This window comes from gamma proteobacterium symbiont of Axiagastus rosmarus (genome assembly GCF_059730925.1).
Genome location: NZ_AP035925.1, coordinates 2,628,611 through 2,653,588 on the forward strand (window position 1 = coordinate 2,628,611; position 24,978 = coordinate 2,653,588).

19 protein-coding genes are annotated in these 24,978 nt (G+C 58.7%); 1 reads left to right on the forward strand and 18 read right to left on the reverse strand.

The window, feature by feature from the left end:
• Nucleotides 1–26 precede the first annotated feature (26 nt).
• The 6 genes from mepK to cmoM form a co-directional block, all read right to left on the reverse strand.
• Complete coding sequence (mepK, locus tag AC6I8F_RS12390; protein WP_031279855.1) at nt 27–578, reverse strand: peptidoglycan L,D-endopeptidase MepK; 552 nt, start codon at nt 576–578, stop codon at nt 27–29.
• Between the two features lie 188 nt (nt 579–766).
• Nucleotides 767–2,569 carry a L,D-transpeptidase gene (ldtD, locus tag AC6I8F_RS12395; protein WP_498028073.1) on the reverse strand — a complete coding sequence of 601 codons (1,803 nt, stop codon included), beginning with the start codon at nt 2,567–2,569 and terminating at the stop codon, nt 767–769.
• Nucleotides 2,570–2,725: 156 nt separating this feature from the next.
• Nucleotides 2,726–7,192 carry a chromosome partition protein MukB gene (gene mukB / locus AC6I8F_RS12400; RefSeq protein ID WP_262263953.1) on the reverse strand — a complete coding sequence of 1,489 codons (4,467 nt, stop codon included), beginning with the start codon at nt 7,190–7,192 and terminating at the stop codon, nt 2,726–2,728.
• Complete coding sequence (gene mukE / locus AC6I8F_RS12405) at nt 7,189–7,917, reverse strand: chromosome partition protein MukE (protein ID WP_031279857.1); 729 nt, start codon at nt 7,915–7,917, stop codon at nt 7,189–7,191. The genes mukB and mukE overlap by 4 nt, the downstream gene beginning before the upstream one ends.
• On the reverse strand, nt 7,898–9,220 hold the full coding sequence (gene mukF / locus AC6I8F_RS12410; RefSeq protein ID WP_058757757.1) for a chromosome partition protein MukF: 1,323 nt from the start codon (nt 9,218–9,220) through the stop codon (nt 7,898–7,900). Before mukF ends, mukE begins: the two co-directional genes overlap by 20 nt.
• A gap of 11 nt (nt 9,221–9,231) precedes the next feature.
• Nucleotides 9,232–10,002 (reverse strand): tRNA uridine 5-oxyacetic acid(34) methyltransferase CmoM, encoded by a 771-nt coding sequence (cmoM, locus tag AC6I8F_RS12415; RefSeq protein WP_104186981.1) that lies wholly within the window; start codon nt 10,000–10,002, stop codon nt 9,232–9,234.
• 124 nt (nt 10,003–10,126) lie between these two features.
• Here cmoM and elyC point away from each other — a divergent pair, with 124 nt between their 5' ends.
• The gene (gene elyC, locus AC6I8F_RS12420) at nt 10,127–10,912 is read left to right on the forward strand and encodes an envelope biogenesis factor ElyC (RefSeq protein ID WP_104186983.1); all 786 of its coding nucleotides are present in this window, start codon (nt 10,127–10,129) and stop codon (nt 10,910–10,912) included.
• Here the strand turns inward: elyC and AC6I8F_RS12425 are convergent.
• The 12 genes from AC6I8F_RS12425 to serC all read right to left on the reverse strand — a co-directional run bounded on the left by AC6I8F_RS12425 (nt 10,892) and on the right by serC (nt 24,888).
• Entirely contained in the window at nt 10,892–11,785 is an 894-nt protein-coding gene (locus AC6I8F_RS12425; RefSeq protein ID WP_262256084.1) for a YcbJ family phosphotransferase, read from the reverse strand. The two genes, elyC and AC6I8F_RS12425, sit on opposite strands and share 21 nt — an antisense overlap.
• A 109-nt stretch (nt 11,786–11,894) precedes the next feature.
• The gene (kdsB, locus tag AC6I8F_RS12430; protein ID WP_104186987.1) at nt 11,895–12,644 is read right to left on the reverse strand and encodes a 3-deoxy-manno-octulosonate cytidylyltransferase; all 750 of its coding nucleotides are present in this window, start codon (nt 12,642–12,644) and stop codon (nt 11,895–11,897) included.
• Entirely contained in the window at nt 12,641–12,823 is a 183-nt protein-coding gene (locus tag AC6I8F_RS12435) for a Trm112 family protein (RefSeq protein WP_010618270.1), read from the reverse strand. The genes kdsB and AC6I8F_RS12435 overlap by 4 nt, the downstream gene beginning before the upstream one ends.
• A gap of 78 nt (nt 12,824–12,901) precedes the next feature.
• Complete coding sequence (locus AC6I8F_RS12440; protein ID WP_498028074.1) at nt 12,902–14,119, reverse strand: winged helix-turn-helix domain-containing protein; 1,218 nt, start codon at nt 14,117–14,119, stop codon at nt 12,902–12,904.
• Nucleotides 14,120–14,139: 20 nt separating this feature from the next.
• The gene (gene lpxK / locus AC6I8F_RS12445; RefSeq protein WP_241797775.1) at nt 14,140–15,141 is read right to left on the reverse strand and encodes a tetraacyldisaccharide 4'-kinase; all 1,002 of its coding nucleotides are present in this window, start codon (nt 15,139–15,141) and stop codon (nt 14,140–14,142) included.
• On the reverse strand, nt 15,138–16,886 hold the full coding sequence (msbA, locus tag AC6I8F_RS12450; RefSeq protein WP_021508343.1) for a lipid A ABC transporter ATP-binding protein/permease MsbA: 1,749 nt from the start codon (nt 16,884–16,886) through the stop codon (nt 15,138–15,140). The genes lpxK and msbA overlap by 4 nt, the downstream gene beginning before the upstream one ends.
• A 34-nt stretch (nt 16,887–16,920) precedes the next feature.
• Nucleotides 16,921–19,149, reverse strand: a complete 2,229-nt coding sequence (locus AC6I8F_RS12455; protein ID WP_498028075.1) for a DNA internalization-related competence protein ComEC/Rec2 — start codon at nt 19,147–19,149, stop codon at nt 16,921–16,923.
• Between the two features lie 232 nt (nt 19,150–19,381).
• The gene (ihfB, locus tag AC6I8F_RS12460) at nt 19,382–19,666 is read right to left on the reverse strand and encodes an integration host factor subunit beta (RefSeq protein ID WP_010618275.1); all 285 of its coding nucleotides are present in this window, start codon (nt 19,664–19,666) and stop codon (nt 19,382–19,384) included.
• An 86-nt stretch (nt 19,667–19,752) separates the two neighbouring features.
• Nucleotides 19,753–21,426, reverse strand: coding sequence for a 30S ribosomal protein S1 (gene rpsA / locus AC6I8F_RS12465; RefSeq protein ID WP_021508345.1), 1,674 nt, complete (start codon nt 21,424–21,426; stop codon nt 19,753–19,755).
• A gap of 125 nt (nt 21,427–21,551) precedes the next feature.
• Complete coding sequence (cmk, locus tag AC6I8F_RS12470; RefSeq protein ID WP_498028076.1) at nt 21,552–22,232, reverse strand: (d)CMP kinase; 681 nt, start codon at nt 22,230–22,232, stop codon at nt 21,552–21,554.
• Between the two features lie 198 nt (nt 22,233–22,430).
• Nucleotides 22,431–23,717, reverse strand: a complete 1,287-nt coding sequence (gene aroA / locus AC6I8F_RS12475; RefSeq protein ID WP_498028077.1) for a 3-phosphoshikimate 1-carboxyvinyltransferase — start codon at nt 23,715–23,717, stop codon at nt 22,431–22,433.
• A gap of 85 nt (nt 23,718–23,802) precedes the next feature.
• A complete protein-coding gene (serC, locus tag AC6I8F_RS12480) occupies nt 23,803–24,888 on the reverse strand; it encodes a 3-phosphoserine/phosphohydroxythreonine transaminase (RefSeq protein WP_021508348.1) in 1,086 nt (361 codons plus the stop codon).
• Nucleotides 24,889–24,978: the final 90 nt, after the last annotated feature.

Genomic DNA, 24,978 nt, shown 5'->3' on the forward strand with positions numbered 1-24,978 from the left:
GACCGACACACGCAGCGCTGCCGGTATCAGGACCAGTGCCTTGCAGGCCCGGTATCAATGTGTACGAAGTTGCTGCGCGGGTAATATCCTACACCACCGGCGCGCATAGATAACGCCGCTTTGCGAACATTGCTCAGAGAAATGCCCTCAATGTGGAAATCCATCGCCTGCCCTTTGGTGTGATAGCTGTGTTTAGCCACGCCAGGGCCCGATTCACGCAGCATATTATTGGTCGCCAGCGTACGGTAGCCGGAGATCAGCTGCACCGGTTTGCGCGTGTTGAGCAGCGTCTGCAAACGATACAGCTGGTCAAACAGATGCGGATCGATGTGTTTAACCTGATTGGCGCGGTAATCGCGGAAGAAGTGGTTTAAGCGAGCTAACTCATCCTTGTCATAACTCTTACCGTTAAAAAACTCAGTTTTGAGGGTTTCACCGGTATGCATGTTACTGAGCGTTAATACCCGGGGGCGGGAGGTGGAAACTGACGCCAGCGCTGCACCCGGCAGCAGTGACAATCCAGCCGCTGCGCCACCCAGCAGCAATAAACGACGACGTTGAGAATCAAAATTAGCCATGAAGCGGGGTTACCTAATCTAAAACGATAAAAATATGTGCAAAAAGTACACAAGGCCGAACAGTAACCGCAGCCTGGAGAGCAGTCAACCCGCAATCTGTCACAGAATGCGCAAAACCGATCTGAAATCAATTTTCCAGACCGGTCTTGCCATTTTCTTTGAGGAAAGGATAACAGGGAAATCAACGCTTAGAGCAGCAGCTGCCCCGCTTTGGTCAGCACCTGGCTGCCGGAGCGCGCCGGGTTATCATAATTGTAAATATCTGTACGATACTGCGGCTGGCCATCATCCGCCACCCAGGCCGTAAGGTAGTAGAGATTGACCGGAATGCGATGGCGAATCGGCACGTAACGCGTATCGCCCTGCTTCAGCGTGTCAGAGATACGGCTGTCGTTCCAGCCCGCGTCCTGCAACAGCAGATCGGCCAGTTCAGAAGCTTTGTTGACGCGCACGCAGCCGGAGCTGAGCGCGCGGATATCACGCTGGAACAGGCCATGGTTCGGCGTGTCGTGCAAATAAATCGCATCTGAACTCGGCATGTTGAATTTATAGCGGCCCAGCGAGTTGCTGGCACCCGGCGCCTGACGAATGCGATACGGGAAGCTGGCGGCGGACACCATGTGCCAGTCAATCATCGACGGATCGATCACTTCCGCATCAGCGCTCCAGCCCGACAGCAGCGTGTAGCCGTGCTTATACAGATAGCTCGGATCCTGCTTCACCTTCGGCACGATATCCTGGCGCACCAGCGTGGTGGGCACGTTCCACGGTGGATTGAGCACCACATTATTGAGCGCGCTGCGCATCAGCGGCGTTTTGCGGTCCGGACGACCGACAATCACCCGCGAGGACAGAATGGTATTGCCGTTGTTGTAGTAGGTCAGGGAATAGTTGGGAATATTCACCATGATGCCGTTGTGCATGTCATCCGGCAGCAGACGCAGACGCTGAATATTCAGCGCCAGCAGCGCCGCACGCATCTGCGGGGAAACATTCAGCCACTCACGGGTACGCGGGCCGATGGCACCGTCGTCTGCCAGTCCCTGCCAGTGCTGGAAGCGTTTTACCCCCTCCACCAGCGTGTTGTCGTAAACATTATTGCTGGCAGCCGGGGTGACCGTGCTGATGTTGCCGCTGGCCTGCGGAACCTGCGCCGGCAGATCGCTGACGCTGGTGGCCGACGGACTGACGGCCACGGGCTGATCGCTCTGACTCACCGGCTGCGGCGCCGTCGGGACGGCATCGTCGGCTGGCGTGGGCGTTGCGCTGTGCGTGCCGGTCAGCATACCGGTGCGCTGCAGAATCTCACGCAGCGCCGGCACATCATCGCTGATTTGCCCCGGGCGCAGCGTGCCCTTACCGCGCAGCTGCGGCCACGGCCGGTTATCGGTCAGCAACGCTTTTAACGCGCTGTGCATCGGTGCGTACTGCGGATGCTGCGGTTGCAGCGACACCACAAAGGCGCGGCTGCCGCCGCCGTTCACCGCGTTTTGCCACTGATTAATGGCGGAGAGTGACGGCATGGTCAGCTTGTACGGCACATTGCTGTACAGCCAGGTTTCGCCCTGGGTCGGTACGTTAGCGACAAACTGCAGATAGCCAAGCATGGCGTCGCTCAGCACCACGTCCCGCGCGAAGCCTTTGATATCCGGATTAGTGAGCAACTCTACCCAGCGGGTAAACTGCGGCTGTACGCCGGAGAGCGCCACTTCTGCCAGCTGCTGCTGGAAAGCCTGCACGGCGTCGCGATCCTGCCACAGCGGTGCCATATTGCGTGCCGCATAGATGCCGGCGAGGCCGGGCAGATAAAAGGGTCGTTCGCTGGGGCTAAATGCCTGCTGAATTTGCTGCTGGCTGGCAGCCACTGACAGCGTGCTGTGCGGCAGCGCGCCGACGTCTGCCGCCTGGCTGATAGCCAGCGGTGCCGCCATCAGTGACAAACTGAGTGCTATTGCAGCACGATTAACTCTGCTCTTCTTGTTCAGCAACATCCCTGCCCCCTTCTTACCAAAGACACAGCATCCTGAAAACGCCGTGTACCGCCTGTACTCTTATGATTGAGTATAAAATAAAAAACGGCATCCGCCTCGCAGGGCCGATGCCGTTTACAGATTAACCGCAGCCTGAATTTTTAACCAGATTTGCTGCTAGCTATTTTCAGTGGCCACGCCTGCGCCGGGATTTTCCTGTTTCACCGGCGTCGGATCGGCGGAGAAACCGCGCAGTCCGACCACGTGCACATGCTCCGTATTGTTAAAGACTTTACGTACCAGCTTATAAGTGGTGCCTTTTTCCGGACTGATATTCTCCGGCGCGGCGATCACCAGCTGCATTTCCAGACGCTCGCACAGTTCGAACAGCGTGGCGATGGAGCGCGCATCAAGACGCGCGGCTTCATCGAGGAACAGCAGGCGGCACGGTGAAATATCTTTACCGCGCAGACGCCGTGACTCCTCTTCCCAGCTCTGCACCACCATCACCAGAATCGACATACCGGTACCGATCGCTTCACCGGTCGACAGCGCCCCGCTTTCGGCGCGCAGCCAGCCGTCGGAGCCGCGGTTCACTTCCACTTCCATCTCAAGGTAGTTGCGGTAGTCGAGCAGCTCTTCACCGATGGTCTGCGCCGTGCGCTGGCCCATATCAATCTGCGGATTGAGACGCTGATACAGCTTCGCCAGCGCTTCCGAGAACGTGAGTCGATTGCTGGTAAACAGATCCTGATGCTGTTCATGCTCTTCCGACAGCGTATCCAGCAGCATGGCGTGCGTTTCGCGTACGTTGACGTTCAGCCGCACGCTGCGCACCTGGCCAAAGCTCACCGCCTGCAGGCCCTGGTTCAGCTGACGGATGCGGTTCTGCTCGCGCTGAATGGTTTTACGGATGATATTGGCCGCACTGCGCGAGCTGATCGCCAGCGTCTGCTCACGCGCCGTCAGCTCTTCGGTCAGACGGTTCAGCTCAATCTCCATCTGCTCGATAGCTTCAACCGGATCGTCGGTACGAATGATGTCCTGACGGATACGTTCACGAAGATGCTGATAGACGGCGATAAAGAACTGAATCTTGCGCTCCGGCCGTTTTGGATCTTCCGACATGCGCAGCACATCGCGCAGGTGTTCATTATCCGCGACCGCCAGGCGCAGCGCACCGAGGGCCTTATCCGACATTGAGCGTAGCTCGTCGCCACTCAGGTAAGCCAGTTCGCGGCGATGCAGACGGCGCTCGACGCCGTTCTCTTTCACCAGGCGCAGCACGGTGCACCAGCCCGCTTTGGCGCTGACCACCTGCTCACGCATCAGGTGATAATCGCGCTCCAGCTTGCGCAGTTTCTTCTGCAGGCTATCCATCTCGGCTTCGCAGAAGGTGAGCTGTTTCTCCAGCTGATTGCGACGCGCACGGTTGTGGCTGAGCGCCGTGTAGAGTTCGTCACGCCGGCTGCGCGCACGCTCCTCGGCGCTGGCATCAGCGTGCACGCCAATATCCTGCATCTCCTGCTGCAACTCTTTCAACATGTCGCGCTTGGCGTCGTACGAACTCTTCAGCGATGCCAGCACCTGGGAATACTGCGTCAGCTGCGCCTGATGTTCGCGCAGGCGTTCGCGCGCGCGGCTGCGTTCGCCTTCCGCCTGCTCCAGACGCTGGCGCAGTTTTTCGTTGAGATCGCTGTTACCGGTCAGCATGCCAGCCGAATCTTCATAGCTGAAGTGCGCGCGGCGCTGCACCACTTCGGTCAGGGCAAATGCCTGCTGACGCGCTTCGCGCTGCTGCTGCTGCGCCTGCTGATAATCACGCGTCAGCTGTTCGTGCTGCTGCGGATCGCTCTGCAGCACCGCCACCAGCGGCTCCAGCTTGCTGAGTTTCGCGCCGTGCTGATGCAGGAAGCGCGCGGCTTCCTGGGCTTCTTCCACCCGCTCACGAATCTCTTCGCAGCGGTCGGCCAGCGAGTCGTCAAGCAACAGGTTAACGCGCGGCAGCAGGCGGTTGAGCTGCGCCACACCCTCTTTTGCCTGCTCAAACTGGGCACGCTGCTGCTGGTTGTCATTCTCGTGCTGCGCCAGCGCGCGCTCCAGCTCGCCACGACGGCTATTGAGCTGGCGCATCTGCGCTTCCGGATCTTCGTCGAAGGCCACCGCCAGGTGGCTGCCGATAAAGCGGCTAAACGACTGATGCAGACGCTGGGTTTTCTGCACGTCAAACGACAGCGTGGCAAAACGTTCGGCCAGCTGGTCGCGCTCATTGTTCAACAGCTCCAGCTGATTTTCCCGCGCCGCGCGACCAAACAGCGGCACTTTCGGGAAGCGCGAATAACGCCACTGGCGCTCCGCCACTTTGACAACGACCGCATTTTCCAGCTCGTCAACGCTAAAGACGCTGTCATCAAACGACTGCGGATCGCCTTCGATCAGATAGAGATCTTCCGGACACTCTTCCAGGCCGTCGAGCATCTCGCGCACCAGCGACAGGTCCGGCACCACAATGGCGTGACGCGACGGGCCATACAGCGCGGAGAAGTACGGCGCATCATCCAGCGTCACGTCATCGTAAATTTCTGACAGCAGCACGCCGCCAAACCGCTCCGCCAGCTGAGTCAGGCGCGCATCTTCCGCGCCGCCCGGCTGGCTCAGTCGCGCAATCTGCTGCTCGACTTCACGCTTGCGCGCCGCCACTTCATCACGCTCAACGGTGGTTTCACGCTCGCGCTCCAGCAGCTGCTGCATATATTCGGTGATCTGCTGGCTGCTGCTCAGCGTCTGGCCGGTCTGCTCGCTCAGCTGGGTAAGAATCTCCTGCGCCGCCAGCCAGTGCGGTGCCCGTGCGGTCAGCGCAGTGATACGCTCGCGCAGCTGCTCCAGCTCCTGGCGCATCAGCATGCGGCGTTCACCGGCGTCGGCCACGCTTTCGTTCAGCTGTTCTATCTGCGCTTCCAGTTCACGCTGCAGGCCTTCCAGCGCGTCAGCGTCATACTGCTGGCCCTGACGTTTACAGAAGTCGGCCAGCAGACGTTCGGCGTCATGCTGCTCGCGCAGGCGGGTTTCCAGTTCGTTGAGACGCAGACGCAGCGAAGAGAGCTGTTCGGCATGATGGCGCTGGTTAGCGGCATCGCGCAGCAATTCGCGCCCGACCTGCCACGCATCCTGCCGGCTTACCTCGCCAGCAATACTGGTGACCAGCGCCAGCGCCTGTTCAAACTGGCTGTGCGCCGCTTCCGCCACGCTCAGCTTCTGCTCCAGGCGCAGCAGCCGTTCGGTGGCCTCTTCTTCGCGCGCCTGGAAGGTTTCCTGCCACTCTGCGGCGTTGTCGATGGTGAGGTCCGGCAGCTGGCACTGCGCCCGCGCTTTTTCCAGCGCCTGCAACGCCTGCTGATACTGGATGGCGCGGGTTTGCTGCACATCAAGCGCCTGCTGAAAATCGGCCAGCTGGCTTTTCAGCTCGTCGACTTCAATTTCCGCCGCTTCAGCGCGCGCTTCGTTCTCTTCCTGCACCTCACGCGCTTCGGCCACCACTTCATTCTGCTCTTCGAGACGATAAGTCAGCTCTTCCAGATCGGCGTCGTAACGCGCGATCTTCTCCTGCTGACGCATCGCCGTCTGGACCAGATTAAGGTGATCGCTCGCCGCCTGATAATCGGTTTCCAGATCGCTCTCTGCGCCGTTGTGCTCAGAGAGTTCGCGCGCCATTTCGATGTGACGATACTGTTCCGATGCCAGCTGATTGCGGCTGGTGAACAGCTCGTTACGCAGCTGCAGCGCACCGTCGAGATGGATGCGACGCTCGTTGGCGTGGCGCATGTAGTCGGCAGAAACGTAGCTGGTGGCTTCAGAGATGAGATGCTTAAACAGATCGCGATCCGACTGCGTGACGCGAATCGCTTCCAGCGTCATGCGGTTTTCGCGCAGCGCCGCTTCCATATCCTGGAACGCTTTACGCACGCCACCGTTTTCCGGCAGCAGGTAATCACGCAGCGAGCGGGTAATGGCGCTGGAGATACCGCCATACAGCGAGGCTTCGATCAGACGGTAGAATTTGCTGCGATCGCCGGCGGTGCGCAGACGACGCGGCACCACGCCGAGCTCAAACATCATGGCGTGGTAGTCCGTGACCGAGCTGAACTGGCGGAACTGCACGCCCTCCTGCGCTTCCACCCGCTCCTTCACTTCTGCCAGCGGCAGCACGCGCGCCTGACGGCTGCCGAGAATTTCGGTCAGCATATCGGTTGGCAGCGTATCGCTCGGCAGGCCGTGAATACTGAAAGGCTTGATGTCGACTTTCTTATCGCGTCCGGCCACCTGCTGCAGGCGCACGCCAGCCACCACGCGCTGATGGCGCGAGTTGACCACGTCCAGCACCGCATAGCAGACGCCCGCGCGCAGTTTGCCGTGCAGACCCTTGTCGCGCGAGCCGGATGTGGCACCGGCTTCGGTGGTGTTACGGAAATGCAGCAGGGTTAAGTCCGGAATCAGTGCCGTAACAAACGCCGCCATGGTGGTCGATTTACCGGCACCGTTACCGCCGGACAGCGTGGTGACCAGCTCATCCAGATCAAAGGTGCGGGCAAAGAAACCGTTCCAGTTGATCAGCGTGAGCGATCGAAATTTACCGCGTTCAATCATGCCTGTTCATCCTCCGCGCGCTCGCTCGCGTCGTGTTCGCTGTCATTTTCTGCCTCGTCGCTCTCACTGGCGACCGGTGCGTTCTCCAGCGTCATCGCTTCACCGTCACGAATCAGACGCAGCTGCGCTTCACGTGCATCGTCACCGCTGCGCACATCCGCACCAAAGCGGAAAACGGACTCCATGATGCGGAACTTGCTGCTGTCGTTGCCCATAAACCACACCATGCCGAGACGGCGCAGACGGCTGAGCGACGCACGCATCTTCTCCTGCAGTTTGGCGCGATCCAGGTCCGACCCGGTGGAACGCTGGTTAACCAGCTTCAGCAACCTGCTTTCATCCGCCAGCGACAGCAGCTCGTCGTACAGCTCCTGCTGGGTGAAAATGCCCTCGTTGGCCAGCCGCTCCGGGCTCAGGTAGAGATAGCAGAGAATTTTACCCACCATCATGTCGAGCTCGGACAGCACCGAGCGCGGGATCAGCGTGGTTGAGCGCGGACGCAGATAGAAAAACCCTTCCGGTGCGCGGATCAGCTCAACGTTGTAGCGCGCATAAAACTCTTCTAAGAACGGCTGGTAATCCATCAGAAAAGCGTGATTATCCAGCTCTTCAATACCAATGTGGCGGCCGGCGCGTAACTGGCTATCAAGCGCGGGAAAAATCGGGTTTGCCAGTGCCAGCGCCAGTTTGACCGGCATCACTTGTTCAATATTTGTCGATGACATGTGCCTGCACCTTGGCTCCGTAATCATTGATGGTCTGCCATTCCGCAGGCAGACCGGCTAAATCGGCTTCGGCCACGCCGAGTCGCACCGCCTGATCGATGACGATGCGTGCGAGGTCGAAGTGGCGCGCGCGGGGATACTGCGCCAGATAGTCACGCATCACCGTGGCGAGATGCAGCGGCTTCTGCTGCTGCTTATAAATCTGCAGCGCTTCTTCAATCATCGCCGCCAGCTGCTCGCGGATTTCGTTAAACTCTTCGTACTCCATCTCCGGCGGCAGCTCGCCCATCACCTCGTCGTTACGCAGCGTCATCTCTTCATCGCGCATGTCATACAGACGGTCGGCATTGGCGTAGGTCAGCGCCCACGGCTGATCGAAATAGTTCTGCACCGACTGGCGTAAACGCTGCGCGAACACGCGGTTTTTATCCATGTCGATGGCGGTACGAATAAATTTGTGCACGTGGCGGTCGTAACCGATCCACAGATCGATAGCCTGCTGGCCCCAGCTGATAATGCGATCAAGCTTGTTTTGCAGGTCAAACACCAGCTTGTCGACAAAGCCCAGATCCGGGCTGCTCAGCGTGGCGTCCTGAATCCGCAGCAGGTTAGCCTGCAGCTTGTCGCCTGCCGCTTCCAGCGTATCCTGCAGTTCACGCAGCGTGCCGGAGGTCTCCGACAGCAGCAGCTCACAGCTGGAGATGGCCGCGCGCCAGTCTTTATTCAGCAGATCGGCGATATCGCTTTTTACCGCCTGCTGCTGTTCATCCATCAGGCGCTGCGTCATGTCGATGCTGTCGAAGATTTCCGCGACCGAATATTTCAGCGGCGCAAAGACGTTGCGATGCCAGTGAAACTCGTCGCCATCTTCCTCGGCGGCGTCGGCGGCGCGCTTCAGCTCCTGCGCGACAATCGACAGCTGCATCGACAGGCGCAGCGTGGAAAATTCGCGCTGGCGAATGTAATAGTCGGTGATGCCGATCGCCAGTGGCGTCAGACGATAGATGGCGTGACCTTCGGTCAGCTCGCTGGTAAAGCGGTTAAGCAGGCGCTGACGCACCATGTCGTTGATGGCGTTGTTGGCACGGACCTGAACGGTTTCGTGGGTTTGTTCAAACGCTTTGCTGACGTGACGAAAGGCGTCAATCAGCTCACCTTCACTCATCTCGCCGTCCATGCGCTCCCCGTTGAGGGTGGCGATGGCCAGCAAAAACGCCAGACGTTCTACCGGCAGCGCAAGGGAAAAGTCATTCTTGCGCGCCCATGCCACCAGTTCGGGGACCGTCTGGGAAAATTCGCTCATAGTTGATCCTTCTACCTGGGTTTGCGCGCAGTCACGTGGATATAGCGCCCTAAGCTCAAAAAGGGCTCCTGACGACAGTAGCGCCGTTCCATCTCAATAATTTCCTCAACGCTCTTCCCGGCGCCGGGCTGCGGCTTCATGTAGTCACTGAACACGCGGATACCGGCACGCTGCTCGGTGATAAATCCGCACTGCGTCAGCCAGCGCTGTACATCGTCAGGATCGCGGGGGAAATCCGGTGACAGCGTGCGTTTTTTGCGCTTGTTCATGTTGGCGCGCAGATAGCCGAAATTGCCGAGCGTCAGGGTGCGGAACGTCAGGCCGTGCGCGTTATAAAACATCAGCGACAGCACACCACCGGGTTTCAGCGTATGCCACAGCGCCTGCAGCACCGCCAGCGGATCCGCTACCCACTCAAGCACAGCGTGAAACAATACCAGATCCACCGGCTTATCCAAATGTTCGCCAACCTGCTGCGCGCTAATTTGTTTGAATTGCATGTTGTGGCTCACACCTGCGCTGTGCGCATGGGCGGCGGCCAGCTTAAGCATCTCGCCCGACAGGTCGCACAGCAGTACCTGATGTCCCTGCGCAGCAAGACCGCTGGAGATCTGACCGACACCACCACCGGCATCCAGCACCGCCAGCGGGCCAGCGGGCAGCGTCGGCAGAATGGCGTTCAGCTCATCCCAGATGATCGCCTGACGCACCTGGCCTTTACGGGTGCCATAAATATTTTGCGAGAATTTATCCGCCAGATCGTCAAAGTTACGATCCTGCATGGTGATGGCTCCGCTTTGCTGCATTCAACTTGTGCTATTTTGTCACAGGCTCGACAAGAATGAACCTTTCATGCCGCAGTAACTGTCTGGCTGCTGTTTTTTCGGACAAAAGGAGACGTTTTCGATGTTTTTTGCCTTAAAAAAATGGATTGGCGCGATGCTACTGCCTTTGCCATTGCTGTTAACGCTTATGGCGGCAGGACTTTTACTGCTCTGGTTCAGCCGCTGGCAAAAAAGCGGCAAAATCCTTATCTCATTGAGCTGGCTGATGCTGTTACTGCTGAGCCTGCAACCGGTGGCCGATCGGCTGCTGGCCCCGCTGGAAAACCAGTATGCCACGTGGAATGGCAGCGAGCCGGTGGACTATATCGTGGTGCTGGGCGGGGGTTACACCTATAACCGGCAGTGGGCACCAAGCTCCAACCTGCTGAACAACAGCCTGCCGCGCGTGACCGAAGGCGTTCGCCAGTGGCGACGCTATCCTCAGGCCAAAATGATCTTCACCGGTGCCGCTGCGGGCTACAATCCGCGCAGTAACGCCAGCGTTGCCGCTGAGGTGGCGCGCAGCCTTGGCGTGCCCGACGATGCCATCATCGTGCTGGATCAGCCGCATGACACCGGCGAAGAAGCGCTGGCGGTGAAGCAGACCATCGGGCAGCATCCGTTTCTGCTGGTGACGTCTGCCAACCATCTGCCACGCGCCATGCACTTTTTCCAGAGCGCCGGCCTGAATCCGCTACCGGCACCGGCTAACCAGCTGGCGATCACCTCACCGATCAGCGTCTGGGATCGCACACTGCCCTCGCCGCTGTGGCTCAGCCATAGCCAGCGCGCGGTGTACGAAACGCTGGGGCTGATCTGGCAGCGGCTGCGCGGCAGTGGCGAACCTTCAGCCGAGCCAGGGGAGTAGCTGTGCGCGGGCATGGTCAAAGCGCGGCCGGTCAAACTGGCCGCTGCTGACCAGCGTGTCAACGCAATCCCACAGCTGGTAGAGCCAGCGGCGCCAGACGAAACCCTCATCCACCGGCGCACGCTGTAAATAGTGCTGCAGCAGCGATGCTTCAGCACCGTTTTCCGCCAGGCGCATCAGCTCATACTCACGCGGTGCCCACAAAATGGTGCCCGGCTGGGTCATCGCCACCAGCTGATCGCTGTGCGGGTCTTTCAGCATACTGGCGAGACGCAGATTGCCGTGCATCAGCACACACGGGTCGTCAAAGCCGGCAAACAGCTGCGCCAGCTGTTCGCGACTGCGAAACAGAATCTGGCGATCGGCGTGGGTAAATCGAGGGGGCGACAGATAGCCCAGCGTGGACCACAGCACTTCCACCCGCTGGCGATACCATGCCGGCCAGCGATTTTCCTGCACGCTGTCAACGCTGCCGACCAGGCCATGGCTGTCAATGCGGTGCCACGCCAGCAGCCCTTCGACAATCTGTTCACACAGCTGCTCCCAGCGCGCTGCCGTGCGCGCCGGCGCTTCGGCCGATACGCCATTTAAGCGCGCCAGCAGCAGCATTTCATGCGCCGGCGGTTGCTGACTCAAAACCAGGCCGTACACCGTGGGCAGCGTAATCAGCCCTTCATGCGCCAGCATGGTGAGTTTTTTCGCTTCGAGCGCGGCGCGTCCCTGATGACGAAAATATTTGGCCACCAGCGGCATCGGCTTACCGTGGTCATCATAGAGGGCGTAAAGACGCGATTGTGCCTGTTCGCTGATGGTTTCCAGCCGGCTGACGCCTTCGCCCAGCACCAGCGCCAGTTCTGCACGGAGTTGTTCCATGGAAGAGTCCTCCGGAGTTAACTCATTGCACCATCCTGGAGGTCATGACGGCGCGAAACTTAGCGCCAGATCAAACTTTGCGGCCAGCCGGGTCGCTGGCCGCTGACGATTATACCTGCATCGCTTCTCGCACGCGCAGCAGATCGTCAGGCGTATCCACACCGACGCTCGGCACGGTGGCCGCTACCGCCACGTGGATCTTTTCGCCGTACCACAGCACGCGCAGCTGCTCCAGCAACTCGATCTGCTCCAGCGCACAGGGTTGCCATGCCACATAGCGACGGATGAAACCGGCGCGATAGGCATAGATACCGATGTGGCGCAGCAGCGTGTCGCCAATCTGCTCACGCGACTGCGCGTAACGTTCGCGATCCCACGGAATGGTCGCACGTGAAAAATAGAGCGCATAGCCGCTGGCATCAGTGACCACTTTTACCGCGTTGGGATTGAACGCCTCTTCTGCCTCGTGAATCGGTACCGCCAGCGTGGCCATGCCGGCATCCGCCTGGGCCAGATTGTCCGCAACCTGACGCACAATCTCGGCCGGAATCATTGGCTCGTCGCCCTGCACGTTCACGATGATGGTATCGTCAGCAAACTGATACTTTTCAATCACCTCGGCCAGACGCTCGGTACCAGATTGGTGGTCGGCGCGCGTCATGCAGACTTCCCCGCCGGCAGCGGTCACCGCCGCCGCCACGTCAGGATGATCGGTGGCCACAATCACCCGCTCGGCGCCGGACTCGCGTGCACGTTCCATCACGTGCACCACCATCGGTTTACCGTGAATATCCAGCAGCGGTTTGCCCGGCAGGCGCGTGGAGGCGTAGCGTGCCGGAATAATCGCCACGAAACTCATGGATGAATCTCTTCAACGGACAGGGTGCGCGCTTCTACTTCCAGCAATACCGGAATACCGTCACGCACCGGGAACGCCAGGCCGTCGGGTTTGCAGATCAACTCCTGCTGCTCTTTGTTGTAATACAGTTTTCCGTTGCAGACCGGACAGGCCACAATCTCAAGTAAACGGTGATCCATACTTTTCTCCTTTCAGGACCGATACGTCAGAGGATTAGCATACCATAGCGCAATCAGGGACGGCGCGCCGCCATCGGCTTATATGCTGACGTGCCAGCGCGTGGACCAGGCGGCCCGCAGCTCATCAGGCGCGTTTTCCAGCACCACTTCGCTGGCGCCCTGCCAGGCGGCGAAGCGGTTAATGGCTTTATGCACATCGGCGAGAAACTGCTGGCTCATCCGCACGCCGGGCTCCAGCCAGAAGGCTCGCAGAATCAGGCGCTGCGCCTGGCGATCCATTTTGGCATCGACGCGCCCTTTCAGTACGCCGCGGTGCAGCAGCGGCAGGACAAAGTAGCCGTATTTACGTTTGTGCTCCGGCGTATAGCACTCGATGCGGTAATCAAAATTAAACAACTCAAGCGCGCGGCGGCGATCCCATACCACCGGATCAAACGGTGACAGCAGCGCGCTGTGCGTGGCGGCCTGCGGCTGCGCAAGTTGCGGCAGCAGTGTATGGTGCAGCCACATCTCACCCAGTTGCTCAACCTCGACGCGCTGAATCACTCCCTGCTCAGCGGCCTGCGCCAGCCAGAGTGCGATGGGCGCACGTTTCAGCCGGTAGTAATCGGCCAGCCAGCTGGCGCGGAAAATGCCGAGGCTGCGCGCGCTGTGATCCAGCATCTGCATCACCGCCTCGTTCTCGCTCAGCGCATGCTGCTCGTCGCGCCAGTGCGGCATCACCCGGCTACGCAGATCGTAGACGCGCTGGAAGTTACGGCGCCCGACAACCATCAGCTCACCGGCGCTAAACAGGTTCTCCAGATGTCGCTTGTGCGGCTTCCACGCCCACCAGCCGGGTTTGGTGTGCTTGTCACTGGCAAAATCAGCGGCGCGAACCGGACCGGTGGCGGCGATATGTTGCAGCAGATCGGCGATCTCCTGCTGATGCTGATCCACCCATTGCTGATTGTATTTCCAGCCCAGGCGCTGCGGAGCCAGCATGCGGTGACGCAGCAGCGGATAATCTTCAAAAGGGATAAAACAGGCTTCATGCGCCCAGTATTCAAACAGCGCGCCCGCCGCCAGCGTTTGCTCCAGCCACTCAGCAGGAAAAGCGCCCAGGCGGCTGAACAGCACCAGATACGGACTGCGCGCGACCACATTAATGGTATCGATTTGCAGCAGCGACATCTGCCGCACACAGGCGTGAATATCGGCAAAACGCGCCTGACGGCGCGGCGGGCGTAGCAGGCCCTGGGCAGAGAGGTGCAGATTGCGGGCGGTTTGCAGAGAGAGGGAATGCGTGCTGGTCATTACGTCGTCCCTTTGAATGGTTAGCGCGACCGGGCGTCGCGCGCAGCCGTACAGAGTTGCGTCAGATCGGCCAGCAATGCGGCCAGCGGCGCGCCCGCCAGATGCGCATCCACCGGCAGATACCACCAGTTAGCGCGGGCAAAATGGCGGCATTTGACCGCGTCTTTTTCCGTCATCAGCAGGCACTGTGCATCCTGAGTCAGGCTGCGTAACTCTTCTTCGCTATAAGCGTGGTGATCGGCAAAGGCTATCTCTGCCACCGGCTGCACGCCCTGCTGCTGCAGCGTAGTGAAGAAACGCGGCGGATGACCGATGCCGGCCATCGCGACAATTGGCGGCAGCTGCGTCAGCGCAGTCTGTTCGCCGGTCAGCAGATTGACCGCCAGACCCGGCTGCAGCGTCATGGCGATCTCGCCAGCCTGTGCGCTGCCCCCATTGACCACCACGGCATCTACCTGCGCCAGCCGCGATGCGCGTTCACGCATCGGTCCGGCCGGTAACCACCAGCCGTTGCCAAAGCGGCGCACGCCATCCACCACCACGATTTCGCGATCGCGCTGCAGCGCGTAGTGCTGCAGGCCATCATCCGTCACAATCACATCCAGCGGATGCGCCGCCAGCAGGGCCTCGATTGCCAGCCGGCGCTGCGGTGCCACTGCCACCGGCACCTGGGTGCGCTGGGCGATCAGCACCGGTTCATCACCAGCCTGTTCCGTCGCGCTATCCTGATTGACCAGCAGCGGATAGCGTTCCGCTTTACCGCCGTAACCGCGCGACACCACCCCCGGACGCAGCCCCTGCTGTTGCAGCGCCTGCACCAGCCAAATCACCAGCGGTGTTTTACCGTTGCCGCCTGCGGTCAGGTTGCCAACGACAATGACCGGACAGGGCGCGCGCCAGCGGGTACGCCAGCCGCGCTGATAGCTCAGGCGAATCAGCCAGGTGATAGCGCCATACAGCAGACTCAGCGGCCACAACAGCAGCCACAGCGGCGAGCGTCCGCTCCAGATACGTTCAATCATTGACCGAACTGCAGTTTGTGCAGCTGCGCGTAAGCGCCTTTCTGCGCCAGCAGCACCTCATGGGTGCCGCGCTCAACGATACGCCCATCCTCGACCACCACGATTTCGTCGGCCTTTTCAATGGTGGAGAGACGGTGCGCAATCACCAGCGACGTGCGGTTCTTCTGCAGCTCGTCCAGTGCCGACTGGATGGCGCGTTCGGATTCGGTATCCAGCGCCGAAGTGGCTTCGTCGAGAATCAAAATCGGGCAGTCACGCAGCAGCGCACGGGCAATGGCGATACGCTGACGCTGGCCGCCAGACAGCAGCACGCCGTTTTCGCCAATGACCGTATCGAGACCGTTATCCATCTTGTTGATGAAGTCCATGGCGTGCGCCATGGTCGCCGCCTGCTCGATTTGCTCGCGGGTGTATTCACCGTTGCGCGCATAAGCGATGTTATTGGCAATGGTGTCGTTGAACAGATGGACATTCTGCGAGACCAGCGCCACCTGATTACGCAGCGATCGCAGGGTGTATTCCCGCAGGTCGTGACCATCCAGCAGAATCTCGCCCTCGTTGATATCGTAAAAACGCGTCAGCAGGCTGGCCATGGTGGATTTACCCGAGCCGGAACGGCCCACCAGCGCCACGGTTTTACCCGCGGGCAGCGTGAGATTAATATCACGCAGCGCCGGAATGTCGCGGCCCGGATAGGTAAAGGTCACGTTGCGAAATTCAACGTCCCCTTTCGCACGCGTGATTTCGCGCTTGCCGTTGTCGATCTCCTGCTCGCTATCCAGAATGGTGAATAGCGTCTGACAGGCCGCCATGCCGCGCTGGAACTGGGCATTGACGTTGGTCAGTGATTTCAGCGGGCGCATCAGGGCGATCATCGACGAGAACACCACGGTAATGGTACCGGCAGTCAGGGTATCCATCACGCTCGGGAAGCTGGCCGCATACAGTACAAAAGCCAGCGCCAGCGATGCGATCAGCTGGATCACCGGATCGGAAATCGAAGAGGCCGAGACCAGTTTCATGCCCTGCTGGCGCATTTTATTGCTCACCTGCGAAAAACGCTCAGCTTCCACTTCCTGTCCGCCAAAAATCAGCACTTCTTTGTGCCCTTTCAGCATCTGCTCAGCACTGGTGGTTACCTGCCCCATGGTGTTCTGCATATTTTTGCTGATGCTGCGGAAGCGTTTGGATACGGTGCGGATGGCAAAAGAGACCAGCGGCGCCAGCAGGATCAAAATCAGTGACAGCTGCCAGCTGTAGTAGAACATCATGATGAACAGGCCAATGATCGATGCGCCTTCGCGTACCACCGTCACCAGCGCGCTGGAGGAGGAAGAGGCCACCTGTTCAGAATCGTAGGTAATCCGCGACAGCAGCGTACCGGTAGACTGCTGGTCAAAGAATGCAACCGGCATGCCCATCATGTGGCCGAACAGGCGACGGCGCATGTTCATCACCACATTGCCGGAGACCCATGAGATGCAGTAACTGGAGATATAACTGGTTACGCCGCGGATCAGCATCAGGCCGATGACCGCCAGCGGCATCCACAGCAGAACGGATTTGTCGGCTTTGCCGAAACCATCATCCAGTAAAGGTTTCAACAGGGAGAGCATTAGGGTGTCGCCTGCCGCATTGAGTATCAGCGCCACGGCGGACACAATCAGGCCAGCCTTGTGCGGTGCAATCATCGGCCAGAGTCGGCGAAATGTCTGCCACGTTGAGAGGTCTTTGTCTTGATGCATTATTTATTCACGCTGTTTGAAATAGCCGCTCATTCTACCTGGAATCGCGTTTGACGCCAAACCACTGATGATACCAGCGGGGGATTATTTGCTCTCTTAACCCCTTAATCTGCCAGCGACCCTGCCGTATCGCGATGTGAATCTGGCCTGATTGCGCAGTGTCATACCAGCGATAGCCCTGCTCGCGGTAACGCTGGACCACGGCGATGGCGGGCATACGCCAGGCGTTATAGCGCGCCAGCGAAGCCAGCGCCGCCTGCCCGGCAACACTCCGTAACAGTAAAGGGCCGGAGGAGCTCCGGCTGCCATGATGGGGCACCTGGATAACCGTAGATTGTAAGCCGCCCTTTTCCAGGGCGACCAGCTTGCGCTCCGCCTCCAGCTCGATGTCCCCGGTCAGTAACAGGCTAAACTGACCATCATCCACGCGCACTACGCAGGAGTCGTTATTTTGCCCGGCGGTCTGCGCGCGCGGCGGCCATAGCGCGTGAAAGTGCAAACGCCCCCACTGCCACTGCTGGCCGCGATAGCACGGCAGATGCCCGGGCTCGCCGAGCGCGCTGCGTACCCGCAGACCAGGCTGCGCCTGTTGCAGCGCGGCTAATCCACCACGGTGATCGAGATGCTTGTGGCTCAGGATCACTCCTCGCAGTTGGCGCCCGGTGTAGTGCAGCCAGGGTAACAAAACCCGCACGCCTGCATTGTCCTCTGCCCAGCCGGGTCCGCTGTCATACAGCATCACCTCATTTCCCTGGCTGATCGCCACCGCCAGACCATGTCCGATATCGATCATGTCAATCTGCCAGTCGTCCTGTTGGGCATTACTGCGCCAGAACCACAGCGAGAGCAACAGCGCGCAGCAGGGCAGCAGCGCCTTCGCGAACAAGCCGCTGCGCCACAGCGCCAACCCGGCCCAGAGCAGCAGCACCGCCGGCAGCGTATCGCTCCAGCGCCACCAGCCGGCGGGCAGCCACGCCAGCCCATGCATCACCAGGCTGACCGACAGATCGGCCAGCTGCCATAGCGGAACGGCGATTGCAGGTAGCGGCAACAGCATCGCCAGCAGAATCAGCGGCACGGTAATCAGCGACACCACTGGCACTGCCAGCAGGTTGGCTACTAGCGCGCTCAGGCTGAGCCCGTGGAACAGAAAGATCTGCAGCGGCGCCATCAGAATCATCATGCCCAATTGCAGGTGCAGCAGTCGAAGCATGAGCCAGCGGCGCGGCTGGCGGAAACGTGGCGACAGAGGAAACCACTGAAACCACAGTATCAGCATCGCCACGGCCAGCGCCGACAGCCAGAAGCTCTCAGACAGCACCGTCAGCGGATCAAGCCATAACAAACTCCCTACGCAGAGCGTCCATACCTGCCAGTTGCTCAGCTGCCAGCCAGCTATACGCGTCGCCAGCCACAGCGTCAACGCCAGCATCGCGCGCTGTGCCGGCGGATGACTGCCGGAGATCCAGCAATAGGCTGCCGCTGTTAACCCGCTGATCAGCAGCGGCATCAGATAGCCGATTCGCCTGGCAGGTAACACTAACTGAATGATGCGCGCCAGTAGCCAGCCTACGCTGGCCCCCAGCGCGATATGCATGCCGGAGATGGCCATCAGGTGCGCGGTACCGGTTTCGCGCAGCAAGGCTCGCTGGGCCGGGGTCATCGCATCACGCACGCCAAAGGCCAGTGCCTGTACTATCGCGGGCTGCGTTAACCCGGTGAAACGCGCCAGATGATGATTGATAAAACGCGTCCGCCAGCTGCAGCGCAGAGACTCAGCCTGCTGGCTGACTATACGCCCCTGCAGCGCGCTGTGGTTAGCAATGGCAAAACGCTGCAGATCAAATTCGCCCTCGTTGAGCCGGGCGTGCACCGCGCGTAGCCGCAGCTGCATCTGCCAGCGCTGTCCCGCACACCAGACGACCTCATCGCTGACATTACGCAGCCTGACAAACAACGGTGGAAAGACGTAGCGGTCACCTGCCCGGATTACCTGCGCCGTGAGCTGGTTCTTCGCGAGATTCACTGCAGTTATCTGAAGCGTAGCCGCCACCGGTGCCACGGTCAGTTGCTCAAGGGTATCGACCGTCTGACGCGCCTCGATCAGTGCCCAGCTCAATAGCAGCAAGCCCAGTCCGGCGTAGCGTAAAAGCATTACTGACGTACACGCCAGCAACAGTGCGCTTATTAACAGCAGCACAATGGTGCTGTAAGCGGGGATGTGCGGCAGCATACCCAGCGGCAGCGCCGCGAGGAGCATCATTCTGGCTACCACTGTTATTGTCACGCGCACGCCCTCTTCTGTCATTGCCGCGCATTGTGCGCGCTGGCAGAGGCAAAAGCATGCGGCTAAATGTCGATTTCAGAGAGGGATTACGCGCAGTTTATGGTGGTTGCAGGAAATGAACAGCAACATGGAAGCAGGATCGCAAACCTGAATGCGAGGCAAAAAAAAACGACACCTGCAGGTGTCGTTTTTATCGTTCGGTAACGGCTTAGCCGTAGATATTTGCACGGTCACGCAATTCTTTGCCTGGCTTGAAGTGGGGAACGTATTTACCTTCCAGTTCCACTTTGTCACCCGTTTTCGGGTTACGACCAGTGCGCGGTGCGCGGTAGTGCAAAGAAAAGCTGCCGAATCCCCGGATTTCAATGCGCTCGCCCTGGGCCAGCGTAGTGGCCATGTGCTCGAGCATCTCTTTGACCGCATCCTCAACGACTTTCGCCGGGATATGAGTATGCTGGCCAGCAAGTCTTTCAATCAGTTCTGACTTGGTCATGTAACCTCCGGTTAATCCCTGTTTGGAAAGGTATGACAGCTTTTACCGAAACCGGACGATTTTCATCGTCCGGTGCTTCGGGTCGATTACTCGCCTTTAGCCGCTTTGAACGCTTCAGCCATTGCGTTAGAGAAGTTGCCATCTTCCTGTTTGGTGTTAACAGTGTTGATAGCTTCTTTCTCGTCAGCCTGGTCTTTAGCACGAACAGACAGGCTCACAACGCGGTTCTTACGGTCAACGCCGGTGAATTTCGCTTCAACGTCGTCGCCTACGCTCAGAACCTGAGTGGCGTCTTCGATGCGGTCCAGAGAAGCTTCAGAAGCGCGCAGGTAACCTTCTACGCCGTCAGCTAATTCTACTGTAGCACCTTTAGCGTCAACTGCAGTGACTTTACCCGTCACGATTGCGCCTTTCTTGTTCAGGGTGATGTAGTTGTTGAATGGATCTTCAGCCAGCTGCTTCACGCCCAGAGAAATACGCTCACGCTCTGCGTCAACCTGCAGTACAACGGCAGCGATTTCGTCGCCTTTCTTGTACTCACGAACGGCTTCTTCGCCAGTCGCGTTCCAGGAGATGTCAGACAGGTGAACCAGACCGTCGATGCCACCGTCCAGGCCGATGAAGATACCGAAGTCAGTGATTGACTTGATTTTACCTTCAACGCGATCGCCTTTGTTGTGGGTCTCTGCGAACTGCTGCCATGGGTTAGATTTGCACTGCTTCAGACCCAGGGAGATACGACGACGCTCTTCGTCGATGTCCAGAACCATAACTTCAACCACATCACCTACGTTGACAACTTTAGATGGGTGGATGTTTTTGTTGGTCCAGTCCATTTCAGACACGTGTACCAGGCCTTCAACGCCTTCTTCGATTTCAACGAAGCAGCCGTAGTCAGTCAGGTTGGTCACGCGACCGGTCAGTTTGGTACCTTCCGGATAACGCTTAGCGATAGCGACCCATGGATCTTCGCCCAGCTGTTTCAGGCCCAGAGATACACGAGTACGCTCGCGGTCGAACTTCAGCACTTTAACAGTGATTTCGTCGCCCACGTTGACGATTTCGCTTGGATGCTTAACGCGCTTCCACGCCATATCGGTGATGTGCAGCAGGCCGTCAACGCCACCCAGGTCAACGAATGCGCCGTAGTCAGTGAGGTTCTTAACGATACCTTTGACTTCCATGCCTTCCTGCAGGTTTTCCAGCAGCTGATCGCGCTCAGCGCTGTTTTCAGATTCGATAACCGCGCGGCGAGAAACCACGACGTTGTTACGCTTCTGATCAAGCTTGATTACTTTGAATTCAAGCTCTTTGCCTTCCAGGTGCAGAGTGTCGCGGACCGGACGAACGTCAACCAGTGAACCTGGCAGGAACGCACGAATACCGTTCAGCTCAACTGTGAAGCCACCTTTAACTTTGCCGTTGATAACACCGGTAACAGTTTCAGCGTCTTCGTAAGCTTTTTCCAGCGTGATCCAAGCTTCGTGACGTTTAGCTTTCTCACGGGACAGCAGGGTTTCACCGAAGCCGTCTTCTACTGCATCCAGAGCAACGTCAACTTCGTCGCCCACCTGGATTTCCAGTTCGCCGGCTGCGTTCTTGAACTGTTCTGCAGGGATAGCAGATTCAGATTTCAGACCCGCATCAACCAGCACGACGTCTTTGTCGATAGCAACAACGACGCCACGAACGATGGAACCCGGACGGGTTTCGATTTCTTTCAGGGACTCTTCAAAGAGTTGAGCAAAAGATTCAGTCATATTGATAATCTTAGGATTCTTCAATTTAACGTCCACCTGACGTCATTGTCGGATGGGGTTGTTTCACATGCCCTGCACCGCTTCCCTGGCACAGGGTTACTACAATAATTCGGTCGCCGAAAAGATTAAATGCCCAGCTTCTGGCGGGCATAATCTAGTGCCTTTTCAATCACTTGCTCAATGGTCATGCTGGTTGAATCCAGCACCAGAGCATCAGCGGCTGGCACTAAAGGCGCGATGGCGCGGTTACGATCGCGGTCGTCGCGTTCCTTTATCTCGGATAAAAGGCGATCAAAGTTAACACTAAAGCCCTTTTCCTGCAACTGTAGCATACGGCGATGCGCACGCTCTTCGGAGCTGGCATTGAGGAAAATTTTAACGGGCGCGTCTGGGAAAACCACGGTGCCCATATCACGTCCATCGGCGATTAAACCCGGCTCCTCGCGGAAAGCACGCTGTCGGCGCAGCAAGGCTTCACGCACGCGCGGAAATGCCGCCACGCGCGACGCCGTATTGCTCACTTCCTGGGTGCGGATTTCGCCGGTGACATCCTCACCTTCCAGCACTACCTGCATTTCACCGTCTACCGACAGAAAACGCACGTCAAGGTGCGCCGCCATGGGCACCAGCGCTTCTTCCGACTCGATATCCACCTGATGATGCAGCGCGGCCAGAGCCAGTACGCGATAAATAGCCCCTGAATCCAGCAGGTGCCACTGCAACGACTCCGCCATCGCTTTACATAAAGTCCCTTTACCCGCGCCGCTTGGGCCATCAATGGTAATTACCGGGGCGATTGCCGTCATTGTTCTCTCCTGTTGCTGCGTGCTGATGATCAGCCTTCTTGGCTGTCTGGATTGCGCGGCATTATACGCTGCCCGCGTCCGCTTGGTTACCCTTTAGCGTAGACAGCGCCAGAAATTTCGACAGTTTCAGAACAATTTCCCGCCAGTGAGGCCAGCAGAGGGTTCAGAAGCCCGGCACAGCGGTACCGGGCTGGCGGATTAGGATGCGTGGCTGATTTTTGCCAGCTGCTGGAAGTAATCCGGGAAGGTTTTCGCCGTACAGCCGGGATCGAGAATGGTTACCGGCGTGTCGGACAGCGCAACCAGCGAGAAACACATCGCCATACGGTGATCGTTGTACGTGCCGATATCGGCGTGCTGTAACTGCGCAGGCGGTGTGACGCGAATAAAATCGTGCCCCTCTTCCACTTCCGCACCAACTTTACGCAACTCGGTCGCCATGGCCGCCAGGCGATCGGTCTCCTTTACGCGCCAGTTATAGATGTTGCGCATCAGCGTGGTGCCTTCAGCAAACAGCGCGGTGGTAGCGATTGTCATTGCCGCATCCGGAATATGGTTCATGTCCATATCAATGGCGTTCAGCGCACCACGCGTGCAGGCAATATAATCGTTGCCCCACTCGATCACTGCTCCCATCTTCTCCAGCACATCGGCAAAACGGATGTCGCCCTGCACGCTATTGCGGCCAATGCCGGTAACCCGCACCGTACCGCCGCGAATTGCCGCAGCGGCAAGGAAATAGGACGCTGACGACGCATCGCCTTCCACCAGATAATCACCCGGCGACTGATACTGCTGCTGACCTTTCACCACAAAGCGCTGGTAGTGCTGATTATCAACGTCCACGCCAAAGCAACGCATCAGGTGCAGAGTGATATCAATGTAGGGTTTGGAAACCAGCTCGCCTTTGATGGTGATCGTGGTGTCGTTCTGTGCCAGCGGCGCGGTCATCAGCAGCGCCGTCAGGAACTGGCTGGAAACGCTGCCATCGACACTGACTTCGCCGCCGGTAAATCCGCCGTTCAGACGCAGCGGCGGATAGTCGGTTTGTTCGAGGTAATCAATGCGCGCGCCGCCCTGCCGTAACGCATCGACCAGATGGCCGATCGGACGCTCTTTCATGCGCGGTTCGCCAGTCAGCACCACCGACTGCTCGCCGAGGCACAGTGCTGCCGCCAGCGGACGCATCGCGGTTCCGGCATTGCCCAGGAACAATTCCAGCGGCTGTTCGGCACGCAGCGGTCCACCATTGCCGACCACTTCACACACGGTGCGATCGGCTGACAGGGTATAGCTGACGCCCAGCGCCTGCAGCGCATTAAGCATGTGTTTAACATCATCGCTGTCGAGCAGGTTGGTCAGGCGCGTGGTGCCGTTCGCCAGCGCGGCCAGTAACAGGGCGCGGTTTGATACGCTTTTTGAGCCCGGTAAGTTTACCGTGCCGTCAACGCGGGCAATCGGCTGTAAAGTCAGGGAGTCCTGCATGTGAAACCAAATCTCCAGAAATACGAGACCCTGTCCAGTGACAGGGTCTGATGCCAGCCGGGCAGGCTGGCACTAAAGTAGATAATTAACCGTGACGACGTTCGAAGTCGACCATGAATTCGGTCAGCGCTTTAACGCCTTCCAGCGGCATCGCATTGTAGATCGAGGCACGCATACCGCCAACCACACGGTGCCCCTTCAGCGCATGCAGGCCCGCCTTCAGTGATTCTTCAAGGAACACCTTATCCAGCGCAGCATCGGCCAGCTGGAAAGGCACGTTCATCCGGGAACGGTTTTCACTGGCGACGTCGTTACGGTAGAAGCTGCTGCTATCAATCACGCCGTACAGCAGATCGGCTTTCGCCTGATTAACCTTGTCCATCTCTGCTACACCGCCCTTCTCTTTCAGCCATTTGAACACCAGGCCGGAGAGATACCAGGCAAACGTCGGCGGCGTGTTAAACATCGAATCGTTTTCGGCCAGCACTTTGTAGTCGAGAATGGAGGGCACCCAGCGCTGCGCTTTGCCCAGCAGGTCATCACGCACCACCACCAGCGTCAGGCCAGCGGGACCGATGTTTTTCTGCGCGCCGGCATAAATCACGCCGTAGCGGCTGATGTCGAGTGGGCGGGACAGGATGGTCGAAGAGAGATCGGCCACCACCACTTTATCGCCGAAGTCTGGCTCTTCATCGATGGCAATACCGTCGATGGTTTCATTCGGGCAGAAATGCACATAAGCAGCATCATCGCTGAGCTGCCATTCACGCATCGGTAACAGTGCGCGTTTACCCTCACGGGTGGTTTTGATGTCAATGGCGTTCGGCGAGCAGAATTTTTCTGCTTCTTTAATAGCACTGTGCGCCCAGTAGCCGCCGTCGATGTAATCCGCGCGGCTGGCATCGCCCAGCAGGTTGCCCGGGATTGCCGCGAACTGCGCACGCGCGCCGCCATGGCAGAATAATACTTTGTAGTTGGCCGGGATTTTCAGCAGATCGCGAAAATCCTGCTCCGCCGCTTCCGCGACTTCAATAAACTCTTTGCTGCGGTGACTGATTTCCATCACCGAGGTGCCTAAGCCATGCCAGTTTGTCAGTTCTTGTTCTGCACGACGAAGCACTTCCACCGGCAGCATTGCCGGTCCGGAGCTAAAATTATAAACCTGCGCCATTTCCCCTCACCATTGTCATATCGAACGGTTATGAATACCCCATCGGTTTTATCATTGCCTCCGGATGGCTGCAATCATTTATCCGGCAGC